Origin of the sequence: Streptococcus sp. HMSC074B11 (assembly GCF_001808705.1) — a bacterium.
Classification (GTDB): domain Bacteria; phylum Bacillota; class Bacilli; order Lactobacillales; family Streptococcaceae; genus Streptococcus.
Genome location: NZ_KV794273.1, coordinates 228429 through 245481, shown reverse-complemented (window position 1 = coordinate 245481; position 17053 = coordinate 228429). Strand labels below are relative to the sequence as shown.

Annotated in this window: 15 protein-coding genes and 1 riboswitch; of the genes, 12 read left to right on the top strand and 3 right to left on the bottom strand. The window is 41.5% G+C overall.

From position 1 onward, the window contains the following. Positions 1-12 precede the first annotated feature (12 nt). From mvk to tig, 8 genes are all read left to right on the top strand, one after another. Positions 13-891, top strand: coding sequence for a mevalonate kinase (mvk, locus tag HMPREF2619_RS06130; protein ID WP_070460070.1), 879 nt, complete (start codon positions 13-15; stop codon positions 889-891). Next, on the top strand, positions 873-1826 hold the full coding sequence (gene mvaD / locus HMPREF2619_RS06125) for a diphosphomevalonate decarboxylase (protein WP_070460067.1): 954 nt from the start codon (positions 873-875) through the stop codon (positions 1824-1826). The genes mvk and mvaD overlap by 19 nt, the downstream gene beginning before the upstream one ends. Then, positions 1813-2826 carry a phosphomevalonate kinase gene (locus HMPREF2619_RS06120; RefSeq protein ID WP_070460064.1) on the top strand — a complete coding sequence of 338 codons (1014 nt, stop codon included), beginning with the start codon at positions 1813-1815 and terminating at the stop codon, positions 2824-2826. The genes mvaD and HMPREF2619_RS06120 overlap by 14 nt, the downstream gene beginning before the upstream one ends. Continuing rightward, positions 2804-3805, top strand: coding sequence for a type 2 isopentenyl-diphosphate Delta-isomerase (gene fni, locus HMPREF2619_RS06115; protein ID WP_070460062.1), 1002 nt, complete (start codon positions 2804-2806; stop codon positions 3803-3805). The genes HMPREF2619_RS06120 and fni overlap by 23 nt, the downstream gene beginning before the upstream one ends. A gap of 94 nt (positions 3806-3899) precedes the next feature. Continuing rightward, positions 3900-4598, top strand: coding sequence for a cell wall-active antibiotics response protein LiaF (gene liaF, locus HMPREF2619_RS06110; RefSeq protein ID WP_070460059.1), 699 nt, complete (start codon positions 3900-3902; stop codon positions 4596-4598). Further along, positions 4595-5584, top strand: a complete 990-nt coding sequence (locus tag HMPREF2619_RS06105) for an envelope stress sensor histidine kinase LiaS (protein ID WP_070460056.1) — start codon at positions 4595-4597, stop codon at positions 5582-5584. The genes liaF and HMPREF2619_RS06105 overlap by 4 nt, the downstream gene beginning before the upstream one ends. 18 nt (positions 5585-5602) lie before the next feature. Beyond that, a complete protein-coding gene (locus HMPREF2619_RS06100; protein ID WP_070460053.1) occupies positions 5603-6235 on the top strand; it encodes a response regulator in 633 nt (210 codons plus the stop codon). 231 nt (positions 6236-6466) lie between these two features. After that, positions 6467-7750: a trigger factor gene (tig, locus tag HMPREF2619_RS06095; protein ID WP_070460051.1), complete on the top strand. Its 1284-nt coding sequence runs from the start codon at positions 6467-6469 to the stop codon at positions 7748-7750. 198 nt (positions 7751-7948) lie between these two features. On the opposite strand, the gene HMPREF2619_RS06090 is transcribed toward tig, so the two are convergent. The 3 genes from HMPREF2619_RS06090 to rnhC form a co-directional block, all read right to left on the bottom strand. Further along, on the bottom strand, positions 7949-10315 hold the full coding sequence (locus HMPREF2619_RS06090) for an SF1B family DNA helicase RecD2 (RefSeq protein ID WP_070460048.1): 2367 nt from the start codon (positions 10313-10315) through the stop codon (positions 7949-7951). Positions 10316-10415: 100 nt separating this feature from the next. After that, positions 10416-11030, bottom strand: a complete 615-nt coding sequence (gene lepB / locus HMPREF2619_RS06085; protein WP_070460045.1) for a signal peptidase I — start codon at positions 11028-11030, stop codon at positions 10416-10418. A 3-nt stretch (positions 11031-11033) separates the two neighbouring features. Continuing rightward, entirely contained in the window at positions 11034-11915 is an 882-nt protein-coding gene (rnhC, locus tag HMPREF2619_RS06080) for a ribonuclease HIII (RefSeq protein ID WP_070460042.1), read from the bottom strand. A gap of 86 nt (positions 11916-12001) precedes the next feature. Between rnhC and zapA the strand changes: the two genes are divergently transcribed. From zapA to HMPREF2619_RS06060, 4 genes are all read left to right on the top strand, one after another. Continuing rightward, positions 12002-12304, top strand: a complete 303-nt coding sequence (gene zapA / locus HMPREF2619_RS06075; RefSeq protein WP_049503020.1) for a cell division protein ZapA — start codon at positions 12002-12004, stop codon at positions 12302-12304. Then, the gene (locus HMPREF2619_RS06070) at positions 12301-12849 is read left to right on the top strand and encodes a CvpA family protein (RefSeq protein WP_070460040.1); all 549 of its coding nucleotides are present in this window, start codon (positions 12301-12303) and stop codon (positions 12847-12849) included. The genes zapA and HMPREF2619_RS06070 overlap by 4 nt, the downstream gene beginning before the upstream one ends. A 110-nt stretch (positions 12850-12959) precedes the next feature. Then, the gene (locus tag HMPREF2619_RS06065; RefSeq protein ID WP_070460038.1) at positions 12960-15296 is read left to right on the top strand and encodes an endonuclease MutS2; all 2337 of its coding nucleotides are present in this window, start codon (positions 12960-12962) and stop codon (positions 15294-15296) included. 145 nt (positions 15297-15441) lie between these two features. Continuing rightward, a riboswitch (glycine riboswitch) is annotated at positions 15442-15530 on the top strand. Between the two features lie 90 nt (positions 15531-15620). Further along, the gene (locus HMPREF2619_RS06060; protein ID WP_070460035.1) at positions 15621-16943 is read left to right on the top strand and encodes an alanine/glycine:cation symporter family protein; all 1323 of its coding nucleotides are present in this window, start codon (positions 15621-15623) and stop codon (positions 16941-16943) included. The last annotated feature ends 110 nt before the right edge of the window (positions 16944-17053 follow it).

The window sequence follows — 17053 nt, the reverse complement described above, 5'->3', positions numbered from 1 at the left end:
TAGTAGGATTAAATGACAAAAGAAGTTGGTGTCGGTCAGGCACATAGTAAAATTATTTTAATAGGAGAGCATGCAGTGGTTTATGGCTACCCAGCCATCTCTTTACCTCTTTTAGAGGTAGAGGTGACTTGTCGGGTGGTTCCAGCAGATACACCATGGCGTCTTTTTGAAGAGGATACCTTGTCCATGGCAGTTTATGCTTCTCTCGAGTATTTAAATATCCAGGATGCTTGCATCCGTTGTCAAATTGACTCGGCTATTCCTGAAAAACGGGGGATGGGTTCTTCAGCAGCTATCAGTATTGCGGCCATTCGAGCGGTATTTGATTATTACCAAGCAGAACTTCCACATGATGTGTTAGAAATTTTGGTCAATCGGGCGGAGATGATTGCCCATATGAATCCTAGTGGTTTAGATGCTAAAACTTGCCTAAGTGACCAGCCTATTCGTTTTATCAAGAATGTTGGTTTTGAAGAATTAACCATGGATTTGTCAGCTTATCTGGTCATTGCAGATACTGGAGTTTATGGACATACTCGTGAAGCTATCCAAGTCGTACAGAGCAAGGGCAAGGATGCCTTACCTTTCTTGCATGCACTAGGAGAGTTGACCCAGCAAGCAGAAGAAGCAATAAAAACAAAAGATGCCGTGAAGCTGGGAGAAATTCTAACCAAAGCCCATGGAAATCTAAAGGAAATTGGAGTTGGTAGCCCGGAGGCGGATGCCTTGGTTGAAACTGCTCTTGAACATGGAGCCCTAGGAGCCAAGATGAGTGGTGGTGGTCTAGGAGGCTGTATTATCGCCCTGGTTGCTAATGTAAGCCAAGCGCAAGAACTAGCAGAAAGATTAGAAGAGAAAGGAGCTGTTCAGACATGGATCGAAAGCCTGTAACAGTACGTTCCTATGCCAATATTGCTATTATCAAATATTGGGGTAAGAAAGCAGAAAAAGAGATGGTTCCTGCGACTAGCAGTATCTCTCTAACCTTAGAAAATATGTATACGGAGACGACACTTTCTCCTTTACCAGCAGATGCAAGCTCGGATGCCTTTTATATCAATGACCAGTTGCAAAACGAATTTGAGCATGCCAAGATGAGTAAAATCATTGACCGCTACCGTCCTGAAGGAGCAGGTTTTGTTCGTATCGATACTAAGAACAATATGCCAACAGCAGCAGGTCTTTCTTCAAGTTCCAGTGGCTTATCTGCCTTGGTCAAAGCCTGCAACGCCTATTTCCAACTTGGGCTGAATCGCAGAGAATTGGCCTTGGAAGCTAAGTTTGCATCGGGTTCTTCATCTCGTAGTTTTTATGGCCCTTTGGCAGCCTGGGACAAGGATAGTGGAGAAATTTATCCAGTTGAAACGGACTTGAAACTAGCTATGATTATGTTGGTCTTGGAAGACCAGAAAAAACCAATTTCCAGTCGAGATGGCATGAAGCTCTGTGTCGAAACTTCTACGACTTTTGATGAGTGGATTCGTCAATCTGAACAAGATTACAAGGATATGTTAGTCCATCTCAAGGAGAATGACTTTAAGAAAGTTGGTGAATTGACAGAGAAGAACGCCTTGGCTATGCATGCTACGACAAAAACTGCAACTCCATCTTTCTCTTATCTGACAGATGCTAGTTATGAGGCTATGGATTTCGTCCGTCAGCTTAGAGAACAAGGAGAAGCTTGCTACTTTACTATGGATGCGGGGCCTAATGTCAAGGTTCTTTGTCTAGAAGAGGACTTAGAACACCTATCAGAACTCTTAGGTCAGCGCTATCGCTTGATTGTATCAAAGACAAAGGATTTGAGCCAAGATGACGCTTGTTAGGACTTGTGGAAAGCTCTATTGGGCTGGTGAATATGCTATTTTAGAGCCGGGGCAGTTAGCCTTACTGAAGGCCATTCCCATCTATATGACTGCTGAAATTAATGCATCTGATGTTTATAGACTCTACTCAGATATGTTTACCTATAGTGTAGACATGCGACCAGATTCTTCCTATGCTTTGATTCAAGAAACAGTTGCCTTGGTGGAGGAGTATCTAACTGCCCAAGGAGTTGTACTGCAGCCTTTTTCTTTAGACATTCGTGGGAAAATGGAGCATGAGGGCAAGAAGTTTGGACTGGGTTCTAGTGGTAGCGTCATTGTCCTGGTCATCAAGGCCATGCTTGCTTTCTATGACAGACCGGCTGAAAGAGAACTCTTGTTTAAACTGGCTAGTGCAGTTCTTCTCAAACGTGGAGATAATGGTTCCATGGGGGACATTGCCTGTATCGTTTCAGAAGATTTAGTACTCTATCAGTCGTTTAATAGAGAAACAGTTGCACAATGGCTAGAAAAAGAAGACTTGCAGGCTGTATTAGACCGTGATTGGGGCTTTTCTATTAGGAGTGTTGAACCAGCGTTGAAATTTGATTTTCTGGTTGGTTGGACCAAGGAAGTAGCTGTATCTAGTCACATGGTCAAGCAAATCAAGAATAATATGAACGCTAACTTTTTGCAGGCTTCAAAAGAAATTGTAGCTAACTTGGTGAATGCTTTGCAGGTAGGTCAAGAAGAAACCGTTATTGACTTGCTAGAACAAGCTAGCCAACTCTTAGAAGGCTTGAGTTCAGATATTTACACACCTTCGCTCAGACAATTAAAAGATGCCAGTAGAGACTTAAAAGCCGTCGCTAAAAGTAGTGGTGCTGGTGGTGGAGACTGTGGGATTGCACTTAGCTTTGACCAAGATTCGACCACATTACTGAAAAAACGCTGGGCTGATTTAGGAATTGAGCTCTTGTATCAAGAAAGGATGGGACATGACGACAAATCGGAAGGATGAACACATCCGCTATGCCCTTGAACAAAACAGTACTTATAATAGTTTTGATGAAGTGGAGTTGATCCACTCCTCGCTACCCTTATACGACATAGATGAGATTGATCTTTCGACAGAATTTGCAGGGCGGAAATGGGACTTTCCTTTTTATATCAATGCCATGACAGGTGGAAGTGACAAGGGGAGAGAAATCAATCAAAAATTGGCCCAGGTGGCCGAGACCTGTGGAATTTTATTTGTGACGGGTTCTTACAGTGCGGCACTCAAGGATCCATCAGATGATTCTTTTGCCGTGAAGTCAAATCGTCCTGACCTACTTCTTGGAACCAATATTGGCTTGGATAAGCCTGTTGAACTAGGTCTGCAAACGGTCAAGGAGATGAATCCTCTACTCTTGCAAGTTCATGTTAATGTCATGCAGGAATTACTTATGCCAGAAGGTGAACGTCAATTTAGATTGTGGCAAAATAATCTGGCAGACTATGCTGAGCAAATCTCTGTGCCACTTATTTTAAAAGAAGTCGGCTTTGGTATGGATGTGAAGACCATTGCTAAAGCATACGATATGGGAATACGAACCGTTGATTTGTCTGGTCGTGGGGGGACTAGCTTTGCCTATATCGAAAATCGTCGTAGCGATCAACGGGACTACCTCAATGATTGGGGTCAATCAACTATGCAAGCACTTCTGAATGCCCAAGACTGGAAAGATAAGATGGAGCTTTTGGTAAGTGGAGGAGTGCGCAATCCACTAGACATCATCAAATGCATGGTCTTTGGAGCCAAGGCAGTTGGTCTATCACGCACTATGTTAGAGCTGGTAGAAAATTACTCTGTTGATGTCGTTATTTCCATTGTTGAAAGCTGGAAGGAAGACCTACGCTTGATTATGTGTGCCCTTAATTGCGCAAGGATTGAGGATTTGCAGCAGGTCGACTATCTCCTTTATGGAAAATTAAAAGAAGCAGAAGACCAAATGTGAGGAGGTCGGGATTTTTATCCCGATCTTTTTATCATTCCTCAGACTGATGTGACTTTTTGGTTTTGTGATACAATAAAATAGAGAGGACGGATACATGCGAAAATTCCAAATTTTTCTATTTATTGAAGCTTGTTTATTAACAGGAGCTCTGATTATGATGGTATCAGAGCATTTTTCCCGTTTTCTGTTGATCTTGCTCTTGTTTTTACTGCTGATTCGATACTATACTGGAAGACAGGGGAACAATTTTATTTTAGCAGCAGTGAGCATCCTATTTTTCTTTATCATCATGCTCAATCCCTTTGTCATCATGGCTATCTTTGTGGCTTTGATTTATAGTCTGTTCTTGATTTATCCTATGATGAATCAGGAAAGAGAAGACACCAACCTAGTCTTTGAAGAAGTAGTGACGGTGAAGAAGGAGAAAAATCGCTGGTTTGGAAATCTCCATCACTTCTCAAGTTATCAGACCTGTCGTTTTGATGATATCAATCTCTTTCGCCTTATGGGGAAAGATACCATTCATCTAGAACATGTCATTTTAAGCAATCATGATAATGTTATCATCTTGAGAAAACTGGTCGGTACGACTAGAATTATTGTACCAGTGGATGTAGAAGTCAGCCTTAGTGTTAATTCTCTGTACGGAGATTTAACCTTTTTTGACCAGCCTAAACGTGCTTTGCGCAATGAGCAATTTCACCAAGAAACCAGAGATTATCTCAAGAGTCCTAAGAGTATAAAGATTTTCTTAACAACCATGGTTGGAGATGTTGAGGTGGTGAGAGGATGAAAAAACAACCTTATATTTTAATTGGTCTCACCTCATTTCTCTTTGTTGCTTTTCTATTTCGAAACATTTTTAAGATTTTGGATTTGGAGTGGACTTCTCTTTTTCAGGATCTAGAAAAGGCAGAAAAAGTCCTTTTTCTAGCCCTGATGTTTAGTCTTGCCCTAGCCTTTTTATTAGTCCTATTCTGGACAATGGTTGATGAAATTTCGAGAAGAAGAATCCAAGCAAATCTCAAACGTCTCCTAGCTGGCAAAGATATAGAAAGTCTGGGAGATGCTGACTTAGACGCAAGTTTTAGAAATTTATCAGGTAAGCTCGGTTTGTTGACAGAAGCTATTCAAAAAGCGGACAATCAGGCCTTGGTCAAAGAAGAAGAAATTGTTGAAAAGGAGCGAAAGCGAATCGCGCGTGACTTACATGATACAGTTAGCCAAGAAATTTTTGCTGCCCATATGATTTTATCAGGGCTCAGTCAACAAGCTTCCAAATTAGACAGAGAGAAGATGCAAACACAACTCCAAAGTGTGACTGCCATTTTAGAGACAGCTCAAAGAGACTTGCGCATTCTTCTTTTGCATTTACGACCAATTGAACTGGAACAAAAAAGCTTGGTGGAGGGTATTCAGCTACTCCTCAAAGAGCTAGAAGAAAAAAGTGAACTGAAGGTAAGCTTTAAATATCAGGTAATTGCACTACCTAAAAAGATTGAAGAACATATTTTTCGGATTGTACAAGAATTGATTAGTAATACACTCCGTCATGCCCAAGCTTCATGTCTAGATGTTTACCTTTATCAAACGGAAACGGAATTACAGTTGAAGGTTGCAGACAATGGTCGCGGTTTTCAGCTAGATGATGTTGATGAACTAAGCTATGGTCTACGCAATGTCAAAGAACGAGTGGAAGATATGGCTGGGACAGTACAATTGATGACGGCTCCTAAGCAGGGTTTGGCAGTGGATATCCGCATTCCCTTGCTTGAGTGACTAACAAAAGGAAATGAAATGAAACTATTATTAGTAGATGACCACCAAATGGTGCGTCTTGGTTTAAAAAGTTATTTTGAATTACAAGATGATGTAGAGATTGTAGGAGAAGCAACCAATGGTGCGGAAGGAATTTCCATGGCCTTGGAGCTTCGTCCAGATGTGATTGTCATGGATATTGTCATGCCTGAAGTCAATGGGATTGATGCAACCCTTGCTATTCTCAAAGAATGGCCAGAAGCTAAAATATTAATCGTGACCTCTTACCTAGACAATGAAAAAATCATGCCAGTCTTAAATGCTGGGGCTAAAGGCTATATGCTCAAGACATCAAGTGCCGATGAATTGTTCCATGCTGTTCAAAAGGTGGCAGCTGGAGAGCTAGCTATCGAACAAGAGGTGAGTAAGAAGGTAGAATATAACCGCAATCATATTGAACTACATGAAGATCTGACAGCTCGTGAACGAGATGTCCTTCAACTAATCGCTAAGGGCTATGAAAATCAGCGCATTGCTGATGAGCTTTTTATCTCTCTCAAGACAGTCAAGACCCACGTATCCAATATTTTAGCAAAGCTTCAGGTTAGTGACCGCACCCAGGCAGCAGTATATGCCTTTCAGCATCACTTAGTAGGGCATGAGGATTTCTAGATAAATCTTTTGGAGTGAAATCGTATTTCTCTGTTCCAAAGGTAATTTTTTCTTTGAAATTAGTTTTTAATACTTTTTCTTGATAAATCGGATACATTTAGCCATAAAACAGTGATTTAGAATTAGCAAGTATCTCAAGCAGTTCTGAAAACTCGGTTCTGACTTGAAAAAAGTTACCAGTATATGATATAATAGACTGTATTTAAAAAAATTTTAAGGAGAAATGACAGAATGTCTGTATCATTTGAAAACAAAGAAACAAACCGTGGTGTCTTGACTTTCACTATCTCTCAAGACCAAATCAAACCAGAATTGGATCGTGTATTTAACTCAGTAAAGAAATCTCTTAATGTTCCAGGTTTCCGTAAAGGTCACCTTCCACGTCCTATCTTTGACCAAAAATTTGGTGAAGAATCACTTTACCAAGACGTTATGAACGCTCTTTTGCCAAACGCTTATGAAGCAGCTGTAAAAGAAGCTGGTCTTGAAGTCGTTGCGCAACCAAAAATTGACGTGACTTCAATGGAAAAAGGTCAAGACTGGGTTATCACTGCTGAAGTTGTTACAAAACCTGAAGTAAAATTGGGTGACTACAAAAACCTTGAAGTATCAGTTGATGTAGAAAAAGAAGTAACAGATGCTGACGTTGAAGAGCGTATCGAACGCGAACGCAACAACTTGGCTGAATTGGTGATCAAAGAAGCTGCTGCTGAAAACGGCGACACTGTTGTTATCGACTTTGTTGGTTCTATTGACGGTGTTGAATTTGACGGTGGAAAAGGTGAAAACTTCTCACTTGGACTTGGTTCAGGTCAATTCATCCCTGGTTTCGAAGACCAATTGGTAGGTCACTCAGCTGGTGAAACTGTTGACGTTATCGTAACATTCCCAGAAGACTATCAAGCAGAAGACCTTGCTGGTAAAGAAGCTAAATTCGTGACAACTATCCACGAAGTAAAAGCTAAAGAAGTTCCAGCTCTTGACGATGAGCTTGCAAAAGATATTGATGAAGAAGTTGAAACACTTGCTGAATTGAAAGAAAAATACCGCAACGAATTGGCTGCTGCTAAAGAAGAAGCATACAAGGATGCAGTTGAAGGTGCAGCAATCGATAAAGCAGTTGAAAATGCTGAAATCGTAGAACTTCCAGAAGAAATGATCCACGAAGAAGTTCACCGTTCAGTAAATGAATTCCTTGGAAACTTGCAACGTCAAGGTATCAACCCTGACATGTACTTCCAAATCACTGGAACTACTCAAGAAGACCTTCACAAACAATACGAGGGAGAAGCTGAGTCACGTACGAAGACTAACCTTGTTATCGAAGCAGTTGCCAAAGCTGAAGGATTTGACGCTTCAGAAGAAGAAATCCAAAAAGAAATCGAGCAGTTGGCTGCAGATTACAACATGGAAGTTGCACAAGTACAAAGCTTGCTTTCAGCTGAAATGTTGAAACACGATATCGCAGTGAAAAAAGCTGTTGAATTGATCACAAGCACTGCAACAGTAAAATAATCTATACAAGATAAAAGGCTGGGACAAAAGTCCTAGCCTTTTAATTGTCTTTGGATTGTCGAGCAAGACGCAGTGGTTGAGTGGGCTCTACTACGCTGATTTCATCAGCTTTTACAGCCCTACTCAACTGTGCGGAGGTGGGACGACGAAATCGAATTCTAACGAATTACCGATTTCTGTCCCACACTCTCTTGTGCTTTATTCTCCGAAAAATTCCTGCAGGTCTTCTTCAGTAATCCCAATCATGGCTGGAATATTAGACCAGTTGTCTTCGGTTAGAATGTAGGATTGTTCAGTGTCTGTTGAGATGGCAGTATCGGTTGCAAGTTGGTTTGTTTCATCGGCATCCTCCATTAGGTCAGCGAAACGTTCAATTAGATAGGTCTTACGAGCTGTTCCGATATGTTGAGTTGCATAGTCAAAGGCCTGTATTTCGCCTAGTAAAATCAGTTTACTTTTGGCCCGAGTGATAGCAGTGTAGATGAGATTACGCTCTAACATGCGCTTGCTTGCACTGGTGATAGGTAGAATAACGACGGGAAACTCGCTACCCTGTGACTTGTGGATACTCATAGCATAGGCTAAACGAATCTTGTACCATTCATTTCGAGGATAGGAAACCTCGTTACCATCAAAATCGATGACAATCTCATCCTGCTTGGACTCGGTGTATTTTCCTGGAATCAAGTCTGTGATATAGCCTAAGTCTCCGTTAAAGACATTGACCTCTGCATCGTTAACTAGGTGGATAACCTTATCTCCTGTTCGATAGTGACACTGAGGAGCTTCAAAGCTAAGCTGGTCTTTTTGTGGAGGATTAAGGAGGTCTTGCATGAGCTGGTTGATGGCATCAATACCTGCAGTTCCACGGTACATAGGGGCAAGAACCTGAATGTCGCGAGCAGGAATGCCACTTCTGATAGCAGCACCTAGGATTTTTTCAATGCTAGCAGGGATATGGTTACTAGCGATTTCAAAGTAGGAGCGGTCTGCTTTTTTCTGGGTAAAATCTGCAGGTAATATTCCCTGGCGAATCTGACTTGCAAGAGTGACGATGGTTGATTCTTCGCTCTGACGGTAGATTCTTTCCAAACGTGTTTGAGGGATGGTTGGTATCTGGAGTAAATCTGCTAGGACTTGTCCAGGACTGACAGAAGGCAGCTGGTCGCTATCACCCACGATGAGAATTTTACTGTTTGAAGAGATGTTGGAGAAGAGCTGGTTGGCCAGCCAAGTATCTACCATCGAAAACTCGTCAACAATGATAAAGTCAGCATCCAGATAATCTTCCAAATGGCTAGTATCGTCATCTCCAGTCATGCCCAGGTGGCGGTGAATGGTAGCGCTTGGTAGACCTGTCAATTCGTTCATACGACGGGCTGCGCGACCAGTTGGAGCAGCTAGGAGAATGGGTAAATTGCTCTTTTTCTTGAGGTCCAGTCCTTTCAAAAGAGCATAGACAGCGATAATGCCATTGATAACAGTTGTCTTACCAGTACCAGGTCCACCTGTAAGTATAAAGACCTTGTTTTGGATAGCATCACAGATGGCCTGTTTTTGAATACTATCATACTCAATCCCCAGTTCTTCCTCAACAGTTGCGATATGGTCTTGAATAGTCTCTAGATCCTGTTTTTTACTTTGATCTTTTTCGAGGATTCTGATGAGATGACTGCGAATCCCTTCTTCTGCAAAAAAGAGGCTATTATCAAAGATTTTGGTATCAATCTGCTGGACCTTATCTTCTTCAATCAGATAAGCAAGTTCTTGGGCAACTTGACTCGGATCTAGTTCGACTGGACGGGAGGATTCAAGAAGGTTGAGGGTTTGCTCCAACAAGTCCCTAGCTTCCAGATAGGTATCTCCTGTCTCCATGCAACCTTGAAAGAGACTATGGACAAGACCCGCACGGAAGCGCTCAGGAGCCTGGCTTTCAATTCCCAGTTCTTGGGCCAATTGGTCAGCGATGGTAAATCCCAAACCCTTGATATCCTCGACCAGTTGATAGGGATAGTTCTCGACAATCTCTAGCGTTTCTTCCTTGTAAAAGTCTTGGATCTGAAAGGCTAGCTTATTTGGGATGCCGTAATTAGCCAGTTTGGCTAAGACCATCTCTGTTCCGTAATTAAGACGAAGAGTTGAGACGAAGGCTTCACGATTTTTAGCAGAGAGTCCGGAGATAGACTGGAGTTTGTCTGGATTTTCTAAGATTTTGTCAATAGTGTTATCTCCGTAAATATCCACAATTTTCTGAGCTGTTTTGAGTCCAATTCCCTTAAAATGGCTGCTGGAGAAATACTTGACCAAGCCCTTACTAGTCGGCTTGGCTCTCTCATAGCGAGTCATTTGTAGCTGTTCCCCATACTTGGAGTGTTGGACAATTTGTCCCCAAAAGGTGTATTCCTCTCCTTCAATGATATCAGCCATGGTACCTGTGACAATGATTTCATAATCATCAAAGTCTTCAGCATTGGTATCCTCAATATCTAGAAGTAAAATACGGAAAAAATTGCTGACATTTTCAAAAATAATGCGTTCAATGGTGCCTGAAAAATAAACTTCCATAAAATTCCTTACATTAATTTCTGAGAAAATTTATCCCAGATTTAGTCAAAATAGAATGAGAAGAGGCTGAGATGGGAAATTCTCGGCCTCTTCCTAGTTTTTAAAATGTTCCGATACGTTTGAGTGGCCAGAAGCGGAATTTGGCTTCACCGATGATATCTTTTGCCTTAAAGGTACCAACATGTCGACTGTCGCTAGATACCAGACGGTCATCACCTAGGAGGAGATATTCTCCTTCCGGAACAGTGAAGGTAAAGCTAGTGTTGTAATTAACATCTAGGGTAAAGGCCTGAGCCTTTTGAGCTAAACTTCTAAAGTATTCGCCCTTTTTGCCGTCCCAACCAGTTCCAGTATAAGTGCTTTGGAGTTTATCTTCCTTGAAACTCTTAAGGTATTCTGCTAAATAGGGCTCATCAGTTTCTTGACCATTGATATAGAGCTTGTCGCTTTCATAACGGATAGTATCTCCTGGCATACCAATGACCCGTTTAACGATATCCTTGTTCCCATCGTCTTCATGAGCAACCACAATATCAAAACGATTGATTGGGAGATGTTTAACCACAAAGAGGATTTCTCCATCTGCCAGGGTAGGATCCATAGAATGTCCTTCTACGCGGACATTGCTCCAGAGAAAGAGACGGCTAAGACCTACTAGTGTAATAAGTAGGAAGATAACTCCCCACTCTTTTAAAAATGATTTTAAATATTTCATAATTTACCTTTCTAGCATTTTTTTTGCTTTTTCAGTATTTTTAAAGTGTAGTTTGGCGCAGAAGTTGAGTCCCTGCATACCATAGGCACGAAGGATTTGGCTAGCTACCTTATCAGAAGCCGTTCCAGCCCCACTTGGAAGTTGATAACCAAGTTCTCTACCCAGATTTTCGAGATTTTCTAGAAAGAGATCACGTGCAATGATAGAACTTACTGCGACAGCTAAGTACTTACCTTCAGCTTTTTCCTCTAGGCTGACTGGATTAGAAAAATGATTAGCTTCATTTTTTAAGTACTTCTCATAGTTTTGAGTACTAGTAAAGGCATCAATCACAATCTTTTCTGGCTGGACTCCCTTTTGGAGAAGGAGAAAAATGGCTTGATTGTGCAGGGCTACCTTGACAGAAACGGCATTGTAGCGCTCACCGATGACTTCATTATACTTGATTGGAGAAAGCAGTAGAGCTTGGTGCTGAATTTTTTCCTTAAGCAGAGGAGCAAGCTGACGAATCTTTTGGTCTGTCAGAGTCTTAGAATCCCCTACACCTAATTTTCGTAGGAAGTCATGCTGGTCAGGAGTCACAAAGGATGCTACTACAGCCAGACCACCAAAGTAGGAACCATTTCCTACTTCGTCAGTTCCAATCATCGGAAAGTTTTGTCCACTAGCTACTGGGCTGACCTGATAACCAAAAAAGCTGGCGTAACGTTCAGCAGCTTCTCCTTGCAAGAGCACTTTTCCTGATGTGTAGATGGAAACACTTGTCTGCGGAAGCTTCAAAAAATAGCGAATATAAGGATTTTTACTAGGAGTCAGTGCTTGTTCATATTTCTGAACAAAGGCTTGGATTTCCTTTTCGCTCGGAGTTAATGTAATACTTGCCATAACTCTTATTGTACCATAAAAGCCGTAGAATTGGTAAAAACTGACAAACTAAGTGAAATTTGGTATAATATCGTGAGGTGAATTTTATGGCAAATTTAAATCGATACAAGTTTACATTCGGAAAAAAAACATTGACCCTAACAACTGAGCATGACAACCTCTTTATGGAGGAAATTGCCAAGGTCGCAACAGAAAAATATGAAGCAATTAAAGAGCAAATGCCTGGGGCGGATGATGAGACAATCGCTATTTTATTAGCAGTCAATAGCTTGTCAACTCAACTCAGCCGTGAGATTGAATTTGATGATAAGGAACAAGAATTAGACGCCCTCCGTCATCAAGTTGTAGCGACTAAACAAGAACAGAGCAAGATTGAGGATTCCCTATGATTTCCGTCCTTCTCTTATTGGTTCTTGCATGGAGCTTTTATATCGGTTATCGTAGAGGTTTGGTTCTACAGATTTACTATTTTGTAGCAACTGTGATTTCAGCTCTTCTTGCAGGAAATTTTTATCAATCTTTAGGGAAAAAATTTGATTTGTTGATCCCATATGCAAGTCCACAGGAAGGACAGGGAACCTTCTTTTTCCCATCCGATCAACTTTTCCAACTGGACAAGGTCTTTTATGCAGGGATTGGTTACCTCTTAGCCTTTACTGTATTTTATTGCATTGGTCGTTTGGTGGGTCTCTTTCTTAATCTTCTACCGACTAAAAAGCTAGAGGGCCAATATTTCCGTATAGGTGCAGGTGTTTTATCTCTGGCTGTGACCTTATTTGTCCTCCAGATGATACTGACCATTCTTGCGACTGTTCCTTTACAAATTGTTCAAAATTCACTTGAAAACAGTTTTGTAGCTAAACATATCATCCAGAGTGTTCCCATCACTAGTCATGTGATTAAACAACTTTGGGTAACCAAAATAATCGGATAAAAGGGCGGGAACTATTCCTAGCCTTTTGTTTACAATTTCAATAGTTTAGGAGCCTTTTTGAAAAGAGTGAGAATTTTAAAAATTGTTCGCTCATTATGAAGGAAAATAAAATGAATAAAAAGATACTAGAAACATTAGAATTTAATAAGGTCAAGGCTTTATTTGAGCCTCATCTTTTGACCGAGCAAGGACTAGAGCAGTTGAAAGAACTTGCTCCGACTGATAAAGGAGACAAGATTAAGCAAGCTTTTGCAGAGATGAAGGAAATGCAAGAACTCTTTGTCGAGCATCCTCATTTCAGCATTTCTGCAACAAAAGATATTGCAGCGACCTCCAAACGTTTGGAGATGGGTGCTGACCTCAATATCGAGGAATTTCTCCTTCTCAAACGTGTCATCTTTGCCAGTCGTGAATTGCAGAATTTTTATGACAATCTTGAAAATGTACGTTTAGACCACCTAGCTAACTGGTTTGAGAAACTTCATGACTTCCCACATTTACAGGGAAATCTACAAGCCATCAACGAAGCTGGATTTATTGAGAACTTTGCTAGTGAGGATTTGGCACGAATCCGTCGAAAAATCCATGATAGTGAAAGTCAAGTCCGTGATGTCCTGCAAGACCTTCTCAAACAAAAAGCTCAGATGCTGACAGAAGGTATCATCGCAAGTAGAAATGGTCGTCAAGTTCTTCCTGTCAAAAATACCTATCGTAACAAGATTGCTGGTGTGGTTCATGATATCTCTGCCAGTGGGAACACTGTTTATATCGAACCACGTGAAGTGGTCAAGCTAAGTGAGGAGATTGCAAGTCTTCGTGCAGACGAACGCTATGAGATGATGCGTATCCTCCAAGAACTCTCTGAAAGAGTAAGACCTCATGCAGCTGAAATCGCCAATGATGCATGGATTATTGGACATTTGGACCTGATTCGTGCTAAGGTTCGCTTTATCCAAGAGACGGAGGCAGTAGTACCTCGAGTGTCTGAGGGACAGGAGATTCAACTGCTTCACGTTCGTCATCCTCTTGTAAAAAATGCAGTCGCAAATGATGTGCACTTTGGCAAAGAATTAACAGCTATCGTCATCACGGGTCCTAATACAGGTGGTAAGACCATTATGCTCAAGACCTTAGGTTTGACGCAGTTGATGGCCCAGTCTGGTCTGCCAATTCTAGCCGATAAGGGCAGTCGAGTAGGGATTTTCGAGGAGATTTTCGCAGATATCGGAGACGAACAATCCATTGAGCAAAGTCTGTCAACCTTCTCTAGTCATATGACCAATATCGTAGATATTCTTGGTAAGGTCAATCAAAACTCGCTCTTACTACTTGATGAGCTTGGAGCAGGTACAGATCCTCAGGAAGGTGCAGCCCTTGCCATGTCAATCCTAGAAGACTTGCGCTTGCGACAGGTTAAGACCATGGCAACCACTCACTATCCTGAACTCAAGGCCTATGGGATTGAAACGGCCTATGTTCAAAATGCAAGTATGGAATTTGATACAGCTAGCCTACGACCAACCTATCGCTTTATGCAGGGAGTTCCAGGACGAAGCAATGCCTTTGAGATTGCTAAACGTTTAGGATTGTCGGATGTTATTGTAGGTGACGCTAGCAAGCAGATTAACCAAGACAATGATGTCAATCGTATTATTGAGCAATTGGAAGAGCAGACGCTTGAAAGCCGTAAACGTCTTGAGAATATTCGTAAAGTCGAGCAAGAAAACCTCAAGATGAACCGTGCGCTTAAAAAACTCTACAATGAGCTCAATCGTGAAAAGGAAACAGAACTCAATAAAGCGCGTGAACAAGCTGCTGAGATTGTTGACTTGGCTCTGGCTGAAAGTGACGATATTTTAAAAAAACTTCACAGTAAATCTCAACTAAAACCGCACGAGATTATCGAAGCCAAGGCTAAACTCAAAAAATTAGCCCCTGAAAAAGTTGACCTTTCTAAAAATAAGGTCCTCCAAAAGGCCAAGAAAAAACGAGCTCCAAAAGTTGGGGATGATATCATCGTTCTAAGCTATGGTCAACGTGGTACCTTGACCAATCAACTCAAGGATGGTCGTTGGGAAGCTCAAGTTGGCTTAATCAAGATGACGCTTGAGGAAAAAGAGTTTGACTTGGTTCAGGCTCAGCAAGAAGCACCAGTCAAGAAGAAACAAGTCAACGTCGTCAAACGTGCAGCAGGCAAAGGCCCACAGGCCAGACTAGACCTTCGTGGCAAACGCTACGAGGAAGCTATGGAAGCCTTGGATGCCTTTATAGACCAAGCTCTACTCAACAATATGGCCCAAGTTGATATCATCCATGGTATCGGTACAGGAGTCATCCGTGAAGGAGTAACCAAATACTTACAAAGAAACAAGCAAGTCAAGAGCTTTGGCTATGCACCACAAAATGCTGGTGGATCTGGAGCGACTATCGTTACCTTTAAGGGATAATGCGAAACGAATGAAAATTTAATAATTTTTTCTGAAAATAATTGACAAGTTCTGCTTTTTCTTGTAAAATAAGAAAAAATTAAATACAACACCGAATGAAGTTTAATAGAAGTGGAAAATCCTTCGATTTTTCATGACTGTAAATGGACGGAACTCTGGAGAGACCGTAAAGGCACCGAAGGGGCAAGGCAGGCAACTGCTCAAACTCTCAGGTAAAAGGACAGAGCAATGATAGAGCGCTTTTTGGCATTTATCGATGCATTCCAGAGTACATGTTTCTAGCATGTGCTCTTTCTTTTGGGGTTGATTAGATAGGAGAAATGCATGTTAAATTTGCTAAAAGAAATAGACGCTTTTGTATGGGGACCACCCCTTTTGATCTTATTGGTTGGTACAGGGATTTACTTGACCCTTCGTTTAGGACTTTTACAAATTTTGCGTCTCCCTAAGGCCTTCCAGCTTATTTTTACCAAAGACAAGGGACATGGTGATGTTTCGAGCTTTGCTGCCTTGTGTACAGCCCTAGCAGCAACTGTTGGTACAGGAAATATCATCGGGGTTGCAACGGCTATCAAGGTTGGTGGACCAGGTGCTCTTTTTTGGATGTGGGTGGCTGCTTTCTTTGGAATGGCAACCAAGTATGCAGAAGGACTACTTGCTATCAAATATCGAACCAAGGATGATCATGGTGCGGTAGCAGGAGGACCGATGCACTATATCCTTCTAGGGATGGGCGAAAAATGGCGCCCTCTTGCAATCTTCTTTGCTGTAGCTGGAGTACTAGTTGCACTTTTAGGGATTGGTACTTTTACCCAGGTGAATTCCATTACAGAATCCGTGCAAAATACGGCTAGTATTGATCCGACAATTACTGCACTTGTTTTATCTATTTTCGTAGGGATCGCAGTCTTTGGTGGGCTTAAGTCCATTTCAAAGGTGTCAACTACAGTTGTTCCCTTTATGGCTATTATCTATATTTTGGGAACATTGACAGTCATTTTCTTTAATATCGATAAAGTACCGGCAACACTTTCACTGGTTCTCACATCAGCTTTTAGTCCCATAGCTGCAGTGGGAGGATTTGCAGGAGCTAGTGTTCGGATGGCTATTCAAAATGGTGTGGCGCGTGGTGTCTTCTCAAATGAGTCGGGATTGGGTTCGGCTCCCATTGCGGCTGCGGCAGCTAAGACCAACGAACCGGTGGAGCAAGGTTTGATTTCTATGACAGGAACCTTTATTGATACCTTGATCATCTGTACCTTGACTGGTTTGACAATCTTAGTGACTGGGGTTTGGAATGGTAATTTAGATGGTGTTGCTCTCACTCAGTCAGCTTTTTCTACAGTATTTTCTTTCTTTGGACCTGCTCTTTTAACGGTCTTCTTGGTACTCTTTGCCTTTACCACGATTTTGGGATGGAACTATTACGGAGAGCGTTGTTTTGAATTTCTCTTTGGCGTTCGCTTTATCTGGCTTTATCGTGTGGTCTTTGTACTCATGGTCTTGCTGGGAGGATTTATCGAGTTGGATATGGTCTGGGTCATTGCGGATATTGTTAATGCCCTCATGGCTCTACCAAACTTGATTGCGCTCTTAGCCTTATCACCAGTCGTTATCGCTGAGACTAAGAAGTATTTTGAAAAATAATGTAAGATTGATATTACCATTTATAGATAAGACTAGCATCTGTTTGTGAGATGCTAGTTTTTTCACTACTAGGGCTAGTCTTTTATTTTATACTCAATGAAAATCAAAGA

Coding starts and splice junctions, on each gene's coding strand:
- mvk (WP_070460070.1), top strand. CDS start 13: ATGACAAAAGAAGTTGGTGTCGGTCAGGCACATAGTAAAATTATTTTA.
- mvaD (WP_070460067.1), top strand. CDS start 873: ATGGATCGAAAGCCTGTAACAGTACGTTCCTATGCCAATATTGCTATT.
- HMPREF2619_RS06120 (WP_070460064.1), top strand. CDS start 1,813: ATGACGCTTGTTAGGACTTGTGGAAAGCTCTATTGGGCTGGTGAATAT.
- fni (WP_070460062.1), top strand. CDS start 2,804: ATGACGACAAATCGGAAGGATGAACACATCCGCTATGCCCTTGAACAA.
- liaF (WP_070460059.1), top strand. CDS start 3,900: ATGCGAAAATTCCAAATTTTTCTATTTATTGAAGCTTGTTTATTAACA.
- HMPREF2619_RS06105 (WP_070460056.1), top strand. CDS start 4,595: ATGAAAAAACAACCTTATATTTTAATTGGTCTCACCTCATTTCTCTTT.
- HMPREF2619_RS06100 (WP_070460053.1), top strand. CDS start 5,603: ATGAAACTATTATTAGTAGATGACCACCAAATGGTGCGTCTTGGTTTA.
- tig (WP_070460051.1), top strand. CDS start 6,467: ATGTCTGTATCATTTGAAAACAAAGAAACAAACCGTGGTGTCTTGACT.
- HMPREF2619_RS06090 (WP_070460048.1), bottom strand. CDS start 10,315: ATGGAAGTTTATTTTTCAGGCACCATTGAACGCATTATTTTTGAAAAT.
- lepB (WP_070460045.1), bottom strand. CDS start 11,030: ATGAAATATTTAAAATCATTTTTAAAAGAGTGGGGAGTTATCTTCCTA.
- rnhC (WP_070460042.1), bottom strand. CDS start 11,915: ATGGCAAGTATTACATTAACTCCGAGCGAAAAGGAAATCCAAGCCTTT.
- zapA (WP_049503020.1), top strand. CDS start 12,002: ATGGCAAATTTAAATCGATACAAGTTTACATTCGGAAAAAAAACATTG.
- HMPREF2619_RS06070 (WP_070460040.1), top strand. CDS start 12,301: ATGATTTCCGTCCTTCTCTTATTGGTTCTTGCATGGAGCTTTTATATC.
- HMPREF2619_RS06065 (WP_070460038.1), top strand. CDS start 12,960: ATGAATAAAAAGATACTAGAAACATTAGAATTTAATAAGGTCAAGGCT.
- HMPREF2619_RS06060 (WP_070460035.1), top strand. CDS start 15,621: ATGTTAAATTTGCTAAAAGAAATAGACGCTTTTGTATGGGGACCACCC.